We start from the raw sequence: 12152 nt of genomic DNA, 5'->3' as shown, positions 1-12152 counted from the left end.
CACGAGCGGCACGAGCGCGGCCGAGGGCGCGGCCCAGGGCGGGGCCGCGCCGAACGGCAAGCCGGCGGCGAACGCACCGCGCGATCCGGCCGTGCGCCGCGTGCGGCCGTGCGAACAGGATGCCGCGTGCGAGCACGCGCTGTTCGACCTGAACCGCTATTACCAGAAGCTGCGCCGCAAGATGCCTGCGCATTCGGCCGCGACGCTGGTGCGCGCGCAGCGCGCATGGGTCGCGTTCCGCGATGCGACGGCGCCGCTCGTCGGCGAGGATGGTCGCGTCGACCTGATCGGCGCGCGCATCGCGACGATGAAGCGGCTGTCGGAGACGGCCGGCAACAACTAGAAGCCGTCGCGACGTCAGTCGTTCGTCGGCAACGCAAAACGGGCACCTTGGGTGCCCGTTTGCATTCGGCGGTGCGCAACGCACCGTGTTTCGAGCTCGCGCTCGCGTGCGCTACGCGGGCTTCTGCGTATCGTACCGGCCGAACCACGACGGCACGAGCGCGACCGCATCGTCGAGCGACGCGAGCACGTGCAGGCTCAGCGCGACGATTTCGGGCGTCGGCGCCTTCAGGTCGGGCACGGTGACGACCGACGCGCCCGCGCCGGCGGCCGATTGCGCGCCGAAGTCGCTGTCCTCGAACGCGACGCACGTATGTGCCGGCACGCCGAGGCGTTCGGCCGCGAGCCGGTAGACGGCCGGGTCGGGCTTGCCGCGCGCGACTTCGTCGCCGCCCGCGATCGCGCGGAAGAACGGCAGCACGCCGACCGCGTCGAGCCGCGCGCGGATCACGTCGCACGCGGACGACGACGCGACCGCGCACGGGATGCCGGCCTGCGCGAGCGTGTCGAGCAGCGCGAACGCGCCGGGCTTCAACGGGAACTTCGGATGGGGCTCGGGCGACGCGAGCTGTTCGCGTACGCGGATGCGCACGGCGTCGAACGTATCTGGGTTTCCGATCAGCCGGGCCAGGATGACCTGGCCCTCGGCGAACGAGCGGCCGACGATCTGCAGGTAGTCGGTGGCGGTCAGCGCGACACCGTGTGCGTTCGACACGTCGATCCACGTGTTCATGATGGTCCGCTCGGAATCGACGAGCAGGCCGTCCATGTCGAAGAGCGCGGCGGAAAAGGTCATCGGCGACATCCGGGAAGCGGGGCAGGCGATGGGCGGCGCGACGGCCGCCCGAATGAACGACGGACGCCGAAGGCATCCGTCCGGAACAGCGGGCTTACCGGCCGAGCGCGGCGCGGGCAGCCGTGACCGCCGCACGCACCTGGTCGGGTGCGGTGCCGCCCGGATGGTTGCGGCTGGCGACCGAACCCTCGAGCGTCAGGTAGCCGAACACGTCGTCGCCGATCAGGTGCGCGACGTTCGGCAGTTCCTGCTTCATCTCGTCGAGCGTCAGGTCGGCGAGATCGATGCCGCGGTCGTCGCAGATCCGCACCGCGTGCGCGACGGCTTCGTGCGCGTCGCGGAACGGCAGGCCGCGTTTCACGAGATAGTCGGCGAGGTCGGTGGCGGTCGAGAAGCCCTGCAGCGCGGCTGCGCGCATCGCGTCCGGCTTCACGGTGATGCCCGCGACCATTTCGGCGAAGATCCGCAGCGTGTCGGCGACGGTGTCGACCGTGTCGAACAGCGGTTCCTTGTCTTCCTGGTTGTCCTTGTTGTACGCGAGCGGCTGGCCCTTCATCAGCGTCAGGAGCGCCATCAGGTGGCCGTTCACGCGGCCCGTCTTGCCGCGCGCGAGCTCGGGCACGTCCGGGTTCTTCTTCTGCGGCATGATCGAGCTGCCGGTGCAGAAGCGGTCGGCGATGTCGATGAAGCCGACGCGCGGGCTCATCCACAGCACGAGTTCTTCGGAGAAACGCGACACGTGCGTCATCACGAGCGCGGAGGCCGCCGTGAATTCGATCGCGAAATCGCGATCCGACACGGCGTCGAGCGAGTTCGCGCAGATGCCGTCGAAGCCGAGCGTCTTCGCGACCGCGTGACGATCGATCGGGTAGCTCGTGCCCGCGAGTGCGGCCGCGCCGAGCGGCAGGCGGTTCACGCGCGTGCGGCAGTCGCGCATGCGCTCCGCGTCGCGCGAGAACATCTCGACGTACGCGAGCAGGTGGTGGCCGAACGTGACGGGCTGCGCGACCTGCAGGTGCGTGAAGCCCGGCATGATCGTGTCGGCGTTCTGTTCCGCGAGGTCGAGCAGCGCGCCGCGCAGGTCGTTCAGCAGGCCGCCGATGCGGTCGATCTCGCCGCGCAGCCACAGGCGGATGTCGGTCGCGACCTGGTCGTTGCGCGAGCGGCCCGTGTGCAGGCGCTTGCCGGCATCGCCGATCAGCGCGGTCAGGCGCGCCTCGATGTTCAGGTGGACGTCCTCGAGATCGAGCTGCCATTCGAATTCGCCGCGCTCGATCTCGCCCTTGATCTGCGCCATTCCGCGTTCGATCGCGGCCAGGTCGTCGGCGCTGATGATCTTCTGCGCGGCGAGCATGTTCGCGTGCGCGAGCGAGCCGGCGATGTCGACGAGCGCGAGGCGCTTGTCGAAAAACACCGACGACGTATAGCGCTTGACCAGCTCCGACATCGGTTCCGAGAAGCGGGCCGACCAGGCCTCGCCCTTTTTGTGCAGTTGGGACGTCATGGCGATTCTTCGAAGGGGAGTTGGGCGGCGTGCGCCGCCGAGGGAATCTTGCAATTCTAACATTCGCGGGGCTGGCGGCCGAGGCGCGCAGCCGTTCGCGACGGTCCGCCGGCCATTGCAGGCGGGGCTCAGTCGCGCACCAGCACGACCAGCTTCAGGTCCTCGCGGTGCGCGGGCTTCAGCGTGATCTGCTGGTACACGAGGCGGCCGTCGGCCGGATGGTCGAATTCGCGCAGGCCGCCTTCGCGCTCGAACACGTCCTGCGACGCCCAGTACTGCGCGAACGCGTCGCTGCCGGCAGTCAGCGCGTCGATCAGCGCGCGGGTCGGCGCGTCGGCCAGATGGCGGATCGAATCGGCGCGGAATTCGGCCGCGAGCCGCCGCGCGCGGGTTTCCCAGTCGACGATCAGCGTGCGCGCGGCCGGCGACATGAACGTGAAGCGCAGCAGGTTGCGGTCGTGCTCGCCGTCGAGCCAGCCGGAAAACAGCGCGGCGGCCGGCGCGTTCCACGCGAGCGCGTTCCATTGCCGGTCGAGCACGTACGCGGGTGTCGCGATCGCCGCGACGGTCGCGGCGAGCGTCGGCGGCAGGTCGCCGCCCGCGACGTCGGGCTCGGCCGGATCGCGCTGCGCGGCCAGTTCGAACAGGTACGCGCGCTCGGCCTTCGACAACTGCAGCGCGACGGCGATCCGCGCAAGCGCGTCGGCCGACGCCGACACCGGGCGGCCCTGTTCGATCCACGTGTACCAGGTCGGGCTGACGCCGCACAGTTGCGCGACTTCCTCGCGTCGCAGCCCCGGCGTGCGGCGGCGCGGGCCGGGCGGCAGGCCGACGGCCTGCGGCGACAGCCGCTCGCGGTGGGCGCGGATGAATTCGCCGAGCGCGCGGGCGGGTGTGGCGTCGAGCGGCGGGACGGGAGCGGAGGACGGCTGGTTCATGCGGAAACGGCGAAGTGGGGGCGAGGACGCGGCAACGATCAGACAGGTGTATCGAATACCAGAATAACTGCTTAACTTGTACTGGTACAAACGCAGGCCTATTGTAGCGGCTCGCGCGCTGGCAGGCAGCGGGCGTCCCACAAAACGCGTTGCAAGGGGGGCGGAGCAAGCGCTGAAGTGCCCACTCCGGTCAACCGCACAAGGCATCGGGCCGGAGCAAGTGCTGAAGTGCCCACTCCGGTCGACAGTACAAAGGAGCGAACGATGAAACACCACGACCAGGTCGCCGACGCATTCGGCACGACGGCCGCCGCCTATCTGACCAGCGCGGTCCACGCGACGGGCGCCGATCTGCAGACGCTCGCCGACGCGGTGCGCGCGACGCCCGATGCCGCCGTGCTCGATCTCGGCTGCGGTGCCGGCCACGCGAGCTTCGCGGTCGCGCCGCACGTGCGCGACGTGGTTGCATACGATCTCGCCGCGCCGATGCTCGCGACCGTCGACGCGGCCGCGCGCGAGCGCGGGCTCGCGAACATCCGCACGCAGCAGGGCCCGGCGGAACGGCTGCCGTTCGACACGGCGACGTTCGACTGGGTCGTGAGCCGGATGAGTGCGCACCACTGGCACGACATGCGCGCGGCGCTCGCCGAGGTGCGCCGTGTGCTGAAACCGGGCGGACGCGTGCTGATGATCGACATCGCGGGCAACGACCATCCGCTGCTCGACACGTACCTGCAGGCGGCCGAAGTGCTGCGCGACGCGTCGCACGTGCGCGACTACCGCGCGGACGAATGGCTCGCGATGTTCCGCGGTGCCGGTTTCGACGCGCACGTGCACAGCCGCTGGCGGCTGCCGATCGATTTCGACACGTGGGTCGCGCGCATCCGCACGCCGGCCGACAGCGTCGCCGGCATTCGCGCGCTGTGGGCGCATGCGCCCGACGAGGTGCGCGGCTACTACGGGGTGCGGCCCGACGGTTCGTTCGAGCATGACGCGCTGCTGATCGACGCGCATTGACCGGGCCGGCCGGCGCGGCACGCCGATGCCCGCCGGCCTTCCGATGAAAAAAGCCGCGATACGCACCGTGGGTACGGTGGCGTAGCGCGGCTTTTGCGATGCCGGCTGGCGCGGAACGGGTCCGCGCCGCATGCGGATCAGCCGGTGTTGCGCAGGCCGGCCGCGATCCCGTTGATCGTCAGGTGAATCCCGCGGCGCAGCCGCGCGTTCGTGTCGCCCGCGCGGTGACGCTTGATCAGCTCGACCTGCAGGTGATTCAGCGGATCGAGGTACGGGAAGCGGTTCTTGATCGAGCGCGCGAGCAGCGGGTTGGTCGCGAGGCGGCCTTCGTGCCCGGTGATTTCCGCCAGCGCGTTCGACGTGCGCTCCCATTCCGCGACGATCCGCTCGAACACGTGCTTGCGCAGCTTGCGGTCGGAGACGAGCTGCGCGTAGCGCGACGCGACGGCGAGGTCGGTCTTCGCCAGCACCATGTCCATGTTCGACATCAGGTTCGAGAAGAACGGCCAGGTCTTGTTCATCTTCTTCAGCAGCGCGACGCGCTTCGTGCGCTCGGCTTCATCCTGCGCGCCGTCAAGATACGCGCTCACCGCGCTGCCGAAGCCGTACCAGCCCGTCAGCAGCAGCCGGCACTGGCCCCACGAGAAACCCCACGGAATCGCGCGCAGATCCTCGATCTTGCGCTGCTTCGGATCCTGCAGCTTGCGCGAAGCCGGGCGGCTGCCGATGTTCAGCTCGGCGATCTCGGTGATCGGCGTCGACGAGAAGAAGTAGTCGGTGAAGCCGGGCGTTTCATAGACGAGCGCGCGGTACGCGGCCATCGCCGAGTCGGACAGCGTCTGCATCGCAGCCTCGAACGCGGGCAGTTGCGCAGGGGCGTTCGACTGCGGCAGCAGCGACGCCTCGAGCGTCGCGGCGACGACCGTCTCGAGGTTGCGCCGGCCGATCTCGGGGTTCGCGAACTTGCTCGCGATCACCTCGCCCTGCTCGGTCAGGCGGATCTGGCCGTTCACGGTGCCCGGCGGCTGCGACAGGATCGCCTGGTAGGTCGGGCCGCCCCCGCGGCCGACCGTGCCGCCGCGGCCGTGGAACAGCCGCAGCGTGATCTTGCGGTCGCGGAACAGGTCAACGAGTGCGAGTTCCGCGCGATACAGCTCCCAGTTCGACGTGAGGAAGCCGCCGTCCTTGTTGCTGTCCGAGTAGCCGAGCATCACTTCCTGCTCGGCGCCCTGGTGCGCGATCAGCGCGTCGACGCCCGGCAGTGCGAAGTATTCGCGCATGATGCGCGACGCGTCGCGCAGGTCGGGGATCGTCTCGAACAGCGGAATCACCATCAGGCTGTTCCTTGCATGGCCGCCGGGCACGCCGAGCGCACCTTCGAGCAGCCCCGTCTCCTTCTGCAGCAGCAGCACCTCGACGAGGTCGCTGACGGTTTCCGTATGCGAAATGATGTAGTTGCGCACCGCGCGCGCACCGAATTGCGCGCGCACCTCGCGCGCTTTCTCGAACACGCCGAGCTCGCTCTGCGCGAGCGCCGAGTATTCGAAGTACGGCGAGCGCAGCGGGCGCGGATCGGCGAGCGCGGCGAGCAGCACGCGGAGTTTGTCTTCCTCGGCGAGCGCCGCGTAGTCGGCCTCGACGCCCGCGCGCGCGAACAGTTCGGCGACCACCGCTTCATGGATGTCGGAGCTCTGGCGCAGGTCGATGCTCGCGAGATGGAAGCCGAACACTTCGGCCGCGCGCACGAGCGGCGCGAGGCGCGGCGCAGCGAGCGACGTGCCGTGGTGTTCGTCGAGCGACGCGGTCAGCACCTTCAGGTCGGCGACGAACGCTTCGGAATCCTCATACGGGATCGCACGCACGGGCGGCGCGCCGCGGCCCGCGCTGCGCACGGGCACCGTGCCTTCGCCCAGGCGCACGCGTGCGCTCGCGGCGAGCCGCGTATAGATGCCGATCAGCGCGCGGCGATACGGTTCGTCGACGCGGTGCGGCGACTGGTCGGGCGAGGCGGCCGCGAGCGCCTTCACCGCGTCGTTCGCGCCGACCAGCAGGTTCGACACCGACAGCTCGGCGCCGAGCTTGTGCACCTGTTCCAGATAGTGCTCGAGGATCACCGCGGCCTGGCGGTGGATCGCCTCGTCGAGCGTCGGCGCCGTCACGTTCGGGTTGCCGTCGCGATCGCCGCCGATCCAGCTGCCCATCTGGAAGAACGCGGGCACGCGCGCGGACAGGCCGTGCTCGGCGAGCGCGGCCTCGATGTCGCCATACAGCGCGGGCAGCTCGTCGAGGAACGTCGCGCGGTAGTACGACAGCGCGTTCTCGATCTCGTCGCCGACCGTCAGGCGCGCGTCGCGCAGCATGCGCGTCTGCCACAGCGCGGTCACGCGCGCGCGCAGCATCGATTCGTTGTGCTGGCGCTCGCGCGCGGTCAGCTCCTGGTCGCGCTCGGCGAGCAGGCGCGCGATGTCGTGCTGTGCGTCGAGGATGCTCTTGCGCTGCACCTCGGTCGGGTGCGCGGTCAGCACCGGCACGATCAGCGCATCGTCGAAGAAGCGCTGCAGCAGGCGCTTCGACGCGTTGCCAGTCGTTTTCAGCTGATCGAGCGCGTACGCGACCGTGCCGGGCTGCGGCGCGGAGCCGGCCAGCGCGTGGATGCGGCGGCGGCGGTTGTGGTGGCGGTCTTCCGCGATGTTCGCGAGATGCGAGAAATAGCTGAACGCGCGCACGACGCTCACCGTCTGCTCCGGCGTCAGCTTGCGCAGCTTCTTCTCGAGCGTCTGCGCGGCTTCGCTGTCGTCCTCGCGGCGAAACTTGACCGCGGTCTGGCGGATCGTCTCGACGACGTCGAACACGGTGTCGCCTTCCTGCTCGCGCACGACGTCGCCGAGCAGGCGACCGAGGAAGCGGATGTCCTCGAACAGCGGGCCGTCCTTGTCCTCGCGCGTGCGCGTGCCGGACTTCGGCGCGCCGGCCTTGCGGGCAGCGGGGCCGGCGGCTTTCGTCGTGCGTTTTGTCTGACGTATCGGGTCTTTCGGTTTCGTTGCCGTTTTCGCACGGCCGTTCGCGGCGGTGGCGACGGTGTCCGTCGGGGCGTCGGAGGAGGACAGGGCAGCATTGCGGCGCGCCGTACGCGCCGATCCGGAAGACTTCACGATGGGTTTCCTTGGGAAAGCTCGAGTCAAAAGGAACTGCGAAACTGCGGGAACTGCGGTCAAGCAACCAGCTACGTGCGGCACATCCGCGCATCGGCGCCGCGACCCGCTCGGCGGCCGGCCGGGCGCAGGCTCCGGGCCCGGCCGGGCCGGGGCGTGCGTGCTACCATTGTTCGGTCTTCAATCCCGTCCTTCGATGTTCCAGCAATGAATTCCGAGACCCTTGCGGCCGGGCCGCAACAGGCACAGCCGCCCGCGACGTTGACGATTGCTTCGCGCGAGAGCCGCCTGGCAATGTGGCAAGCCGAACATGTGCGTGATGCGCTGCGCAAATTATATCCAGCTTGTGACGTGAAAATCCTCGGGATGACGACTCGCGGCGACCAGATTCTCGATCGCACGCTGTCGAAGGTCGGCGGCAAGGGCCTGTTCGTGAAGGAACTGGAGAGCGCGCTGGCCGACGGCCGCGCCGATCTCGCCGTGCATTCGCTGAAGGACGTGCCGATGGCGCTGCCCGACGGCTTCTCGCTTGCCGCGATCATGGAGCGCGAGGACCCGCGCGACGCGTTCGTGTCGAACGACTACGCGTCGCTCGACGCGCTGCCGGCCGGCGCGGTCGTCGGCACGTCGAGCCTGCGCCGCGAAGCGATGCTGCGCGCGCGCTATCCGCACCTCGACGTGCTGCCGCTGCGCGGCAATCTCGATACGCGCCTCGCGAAGCTCGACCGCGGCGACTACGCGGCGATCATTCTCGCTGCGGCCGGCCTGAAGCGCCTCGGCCTCGAAGCGCGAATCCGCACACTGCTCGACGTCGAGACCAGCCCGCCCGCGGCCGGCCAGGGTGCGCTCGGCATCGAGATCGCCGCGCACCGCGACGACATCGCCGCATGGCTCGCGCCGCTGCACGACCCGCGGACCGCGCTCGCGGTCGAGGCCGAGCGGATGGTGTCGCGCGCGCTCGGCGGCAGCTGCGAGGTGCCGCTCGCCGCGCACGCGGTGTGGCGCGCGGGCGAACTGTACCTGACGGGCCGCGTGTCGACGACCGACGGCAAGCGTGTGCTGACGGCCGAGGAGTGCGGGGCCGTCATGACCGTCGCCGATGCGCTCGCGCTCGGCCGCGCGGTGTCCGACGAACTCGAGGCGCAAGGCGCGCTCGACATCGTCAAGGCGCTGCTCGCCGGCTCGCAGGCCGACAAGGACGACGCCTGATGGCGGGCGGCGCGCGCGCGTTCACCGCTGTCCTGACGCGTCCGGACGGCCAGTCGGACGCGCTTGCGTCGCAACTGGCCGATGTCGGCTGCGACGTGCTCGAATTCCCGCTGATCGACATCGCGCCGGTTGACGATCCGGCGCCGCTCGACGCCGCGTTCGCGGCGCTTGCCGACTACGCGCTCGTGATTTTCGTGTCGCCGAACGCGATCGACCGCGCGCTCGCGCAGTACGGTGCGATCTGGCCGAATGCGCTGCCGGTCGGCGTGGTCGGGCCCGGCAGCGTCGCGGCGCTCGAGCGGCACGGCATCGCGGCGCCCGCGCATCGCGTGATCGCGCCGCAGGCGCCGGCCGACGGCGGCGTGCCCCGTTACGATTCGGAAAGCCTGTTCGCGTGCATCGAGGCCGCGTTCGGCGGCGCGCAGGCGCTGGCGGCCAAGCGCGTGCTGATCGTGCGCGGCGACGGCGGGCGCGAATGGCTTGCCGACCGGCTGCGCGACGCCGGCGCGGACGTCACGCTCGTCGCCGCGTACCGGCGCGTCGTGCCCGAGCCGCGCGTCGGCGCATGGGAGCGCGTGCATGCGCTGCTCGACGGCGCACCGCATGCGTGGCTCGTCACGAGCTCGGAAGGCGTGCGCAACCTGCATGAACTCGCGCGGGCGCACCTGAACGATGCCGAAATCGACGCGCTGAAGCATGCGCCGCTCGTGACGCCGCACCCGCGGATCGAGCAGACCGCGCGCGCATTGGGTTTTGATAGGATTACGCTGACCGGCGCGGGCGATGAGCGCATCGTCCGCGCGTTTCGAACGATGGCCGACGAGGCCGTCCAACCGGCGACAGCCGCACCGGTGACTAAACGCATGACAGATACCAACGATTCCAAAAGCGTCGCTTCCCAGCCGGCCGCTGCATCCGCACCGCCGTCCAGTTCCCCTTATCTCGCGCCCGAGCCGCGCGCGCGCCGCGGTGGCAGCGCGCTGCTGTGGTTCGTCGTCGTCGTGCTCGGCTGCGCGGCGGGCGTCGGCGGCTATGCGCTGAACCGCAAGATCGACCGGCTCGACGGCACGTTCGTCGTGCGCCAGAAGGCGCTCGACGCGCAGGCGGCCGAGACGCGCATGAAGACCGAGCAGGCGCTCGCGAGCACGCACCAGGTCGACACGCAGCTCGCGCAGCTCGACGGCAAGCTCGCCGACGCGCAGAGCGCGCAGCAGGCGCTGCAGCAGCAATACCAGGACCTGTCGCGCAACCGCGATGCGTGGATGCTCGAGGAAGTCGACCAGATGCTGTCGAGCGCGAGCCAGCAGCTTCAGCTGACAGGCAACACGCAGCTCGCGCTGATCGCGCTGCAGAACGCCGACGCGCGTCTCGCGACGTCGCAGAGCGCGCAGGCCGTCACGGTGCGCAAGGCGCTCGCACTGGACATCGAGAAGCTGAAGGCCGCGCCGGCGGCCGATCTCACGGGCCTCGCGATCAAGCTCGACGACGCGATCGCCAAGATCGACGCGCTGCCGCTGTCCGGCGAGGCGATCGTGCCGCATGCGGCGCCGAAGGCCGCGCCGGCCGCCGCCGCATCGACGGCCGTGGCCGGCGAGCCGCGCTGGAAGGTCTGGTGGCACGACTTCTCGGCCGGCCTCGGCCAGCAGTTGAAGGGCCTCGTGCAGGTGCGCCGGATCGACAACGCGGACGCGATGCTCGCGTCGCCCGACCAGGGCTACTTCGTGCGCGAGAACGTGAAGCTGCGCCTGCTCACCGCGCGGCTGTCGCTGCTCGCGCGCAACGACAGCGCGATGAAGGCCGACCTGCACGCCGCACAGGCGTCGCTCGGGAAGTATTTCGATCAGGCGTCGAAGGACACGCAGACCGTCGAGGATCTGCTCAAGCAGGTTGACGGCGCATCGCTGACGGTCGCGGTGCCGAACCTGAACACAAGCCTGAACGCCGTTCAGCAGTTCAAGAGCCGGGGGTAACGATGACGCTTCGAGGAATCGTCTGGCTCGCGATCCTGTTCGCGATCGCCGCGGCGCTCGCCACCGTCGGCCGTTTCGACGCGGGGCAGGTGCTGCTCGTCTATCCGCCGTACCGGATCGACGTGTCGCTGAACCTGTTCGTGATCGCCATCGTCGTGCTGTTCATCGTCGTGTATGCGCTGCTGCGCATCGTGCGCAACATCTGGCGCATGCCGCAGCGGGTCGCCGCGTATCGTGCGCGTTCGCGCAACGAGAAGGCGCAGGCGTCGCTGCGCGATGCAATCTCGAACCTGTACGCGGGCCGGTTCTCGCGCGCGGAGAAGGCCGCGCGCGACGCGCTGTCGGTCGACGCGAACCTGGGCGCCGCGAGTCTCGTCGCGGCCACGGCCGCGCACCGGATGCACGAGTACACGCGCCGCGACGACTGGCTGTCGAAGGTCGACGCGCCCGAATGGCAGGACGCACGCTTGCTCGCCGCGGCCGACATGCGCGCGGACGCGCGCGATGCCGACGGCGCGCTTGCCGCGCTGGCCGACATGCAGGCGGGCGGCAAGCGCATCCATGCGCAGCAGGTTGCGCTGCGCGCGCAGCAGCAGTTGAAGAACTGGGCCGAGGTGCTGAAGCTCGCGAAGGCGCTCGAGAAGCGCGAGGCGCTGCATCCGGCCGCGGCCGTGCGGCTGCGCCAGCAGGCCGCGGAAAACCTGCTGCGCGAACGCCGGCACGACCCGGACGCGCTGCTCGAGGTGTGGCAGTCGCTGTCGCCGGCCGAGCGCCAGTCGCCGCGTCTTGCCGATCTCGCGGCCGACCTGCTCGTGTCGCTCGAGCGTCGCAACGAAGCGCGCCGCATCGTCGAGGAAGCGCTCGCGCACAACTGGGATGCGCGCCTGCTGCGCCGTTACCCGGACACGGCCGGCGCCGATGCGCTGCCGCTGATCCAGAAGGCGGAAGGGTGGAAGAAGGATCACCCGGAGGATGCCGACCTGCTGTTCGCGCTCGGCCGTCTCTGCCAGCAGCAGCAACTATGGGGCAAGGCGCAATCGTTCCTCGAGGCGGCGCTGAAGCTGGCCGATAACGAGGCGCTGAAGGTGCGTGCGCATCGCGCGCTCGCGCGTCTGTTCGAGCAGCTCGGCGAAACCGACAAGGCCGCGAAGCACTACCGCGAAAGCGCGCTCGCGATTACCGTGGTCTGACGCAAGCCGCGGCCGCCTGCTGCCGGCGGCCCGC

Annotated in this window: 9 protein-coding genes; 5 read left to right on the top strand and 4 right to left on the bottom strand. The window is 70.0% G+C overall.

Annotated features, from left to right (window positions below; all coding sequences use genetic code 11):
- On the top strand, positions 1-343 hold a 343-nt coding region (locus tag ACPUER_RS29145), incomplete at its 5' end, for a lysozyme inhibitor LprI family protein (RefSeq protein WP_425132776.1).
- Positions 344-454: 111 nt separating this feature from the next.
- Here ACPUER_RS29145 and ACPUER_RS29140 read toward each other — a convergent pair.
- The 3 genes from ACPUER_RS29140 to ACPUER_RS29130 all read right to left on the bottom strand — a co-directional run bounded on the left by ACPUER_RS29140 (position 455) and on the right by ACPUER_RS29130 (position 3580).
- Positions 455-1138 (bottom strand): HAD family hydrolase, encoded by a 684-nt coding sequence (locus ACPUER_RS29140; RefSeq protein ID WP_175962794.1) that lies wholly within the window; start codon positions 1136-1138, stop codon positions 455-457.
- A 94-nt stretch (positions 1139-1232) separates the two neighbouring features.
- Positions 1233-2642 (bottom strand): argininosuccinate lyase, encoded by a 1410-nt coding sequence (gene argH, locus ACPUER_RS29135; protein ID WP_175962795.1) that lies wholly within the window; start codon positions 2640-2642, stop codon positions 1233-1235.
- A 128-nt stretch (positions 2643-2770) separates the two neighbouring features.
- A complete protein-coding gene (locus tag ACPUER_RS29130; protein ID WP_034178744.1) occupies positions 2771-3580 on the bottom strand; it encodes a helix-turn-helix transcriptional regulator in 810 nt (269 codons plus the stop codon).
- A 264-nt stretch (positions 3581-3844) separates the two neighbouring features.
- On the opposite strand from ACPUER_RS29130, the gene ACPUER_RS29125 reads away from it, so the two are divergent.
- Positions 3845-4597 carry a class I SAM-dependent methyltransferase gene (locus tag ACPUER_RS29125; RefSeq protein WP_425132775.1) on the top strand — a complete coding sequence of 251 codons (753 nt, stop codon included), beginning with the start codon at positions 3845-3847 and terminating at the stop codon, positions 4595-4597.
- 137 nt (positions 4598-4734) lie between these two features.
- Here ACPUER_RS29125 and ppc read toward each other — a convergent pair whose 3' ends face one another.
- On the bottom strand, positions 4735-7749 hold the full coding sequence (gene ppc / locus ACPUER_RS29120; protein ID WP_425132774.1) for a phosphoenolpyruvate carboxylase: 3015 nt from the start codon (positions 7747-7749) through the stop codon (positions 4735-4737).
- A gap of 207 nt (positions 7750-7956) precedes the next feature.
- On the opposite strand from ppc, the gene hemC reads away from it, so the two are divergent.
- From hemC to ACPUER_RS29105, 3 genes are read left to right on the top strand one after another with little or no spacing between them, the layout of a single operon-like run.
- A complete protein-coding gene (hemC, locus tag ACPUER_RS29115; protein ID WP_425132773.1) occupies positions 7957-8958 on the top strand; it encodes a hydroxymethylbilane synthase in 1002 nt (333 codons plus the stop codon).
- Positions 8958-10928 (top strand): fused uroporphyrinogen-III synthase HemD/membrane protein HemX, encoded by a 1971-nt coding sequence (hemDX, locus tag ACPUER_RS29110; RefSeq protein ID WP_425132772.1) that lies wholly within the window; start codon positions 8958-8960, stop codon positions 10926-10928. Before hemC ends, hemDX begins: the two co-directional genes overlap by 1 nt.
- A 2-nt stretch (positions 10929-10930) precedes the next feature.
- On the top strand, positions 10931-12118 hold the full coding sequence (locus ACPUER_RS29105) for a heme biosynthesis protein HemY (RefSeq protein WP_175962800.1): 1188 nt from the start codon (positions 10931-10933) through the stop codon (positions 12116-12118).
- Positions 12119-12152 lie beyond the last annotated feature (34 nt).

It is taken from the genome of Burkholderia sp. DN3021, from assembly GCF_049805555.1.
In the GTDB taxonomy this organism is placed as follows: Bacteria; Pseudomonadota; Gammaproteobacteria; order Burkholderiales; family Burkholderiaceae; genus Burkholderia; species Burkholderia pyrrocinia_C.
The sequence above is the reverse complement of the archived record's forward strand: the minus strand, read 5'-3'. Positions and strand labels throughout refer to the sequence as shown.

Coding starts and splice junctions, on each gene's coding strand:
- ACPUER_RS29140 (WP_175962794.1), bottom strand. CDS start 1,138: ATGACCTTTTCCGCCGCGCTCTTCGACATGGACGGCCTGCTCGTCGAT.
- argH (WP_175962795.1), bottom strand. CDS start 2,642: ATGACGTCCCAACTGCACAAAAAGGGCGAGGCCTGGTCGGCCCGCTTC.
- ACPUER_RS29130 (WP_034178744.1), bottom strand. CDS start 3,580: ATGAACCAGCCGTCCTCCGCTCCCGTCCCGCCGCTCGACGCCACACCC.
- ACPUER_RS29125 (WP_425132775.1), top strand. CDS start 3,845: ATGAAACACCACGACCAGGTCGCCGACGCATTCGGCACGACGGCCGCC.
- hemC (WP_425132773.1), top strand. CDS start 7,957: ATGAATTCCGAGACCCTTGCGGCCGGGCCGCAACAGGCACAGCCGCCC.
- hemDX (WP_425132772.1), top strand. CDS start 8,958: ATGGCGGGCGGCGCGCGCGCGTTCACCGCTGTCCTGACGCGTCCGGAC.
- ACPUER_RS29105 (WP_175962800.1), top strand. CDS start 10,931: ATGACGCTTCGAGGAATCGTCTGGCTCGCGATCCTGTTCGCGATCGCC.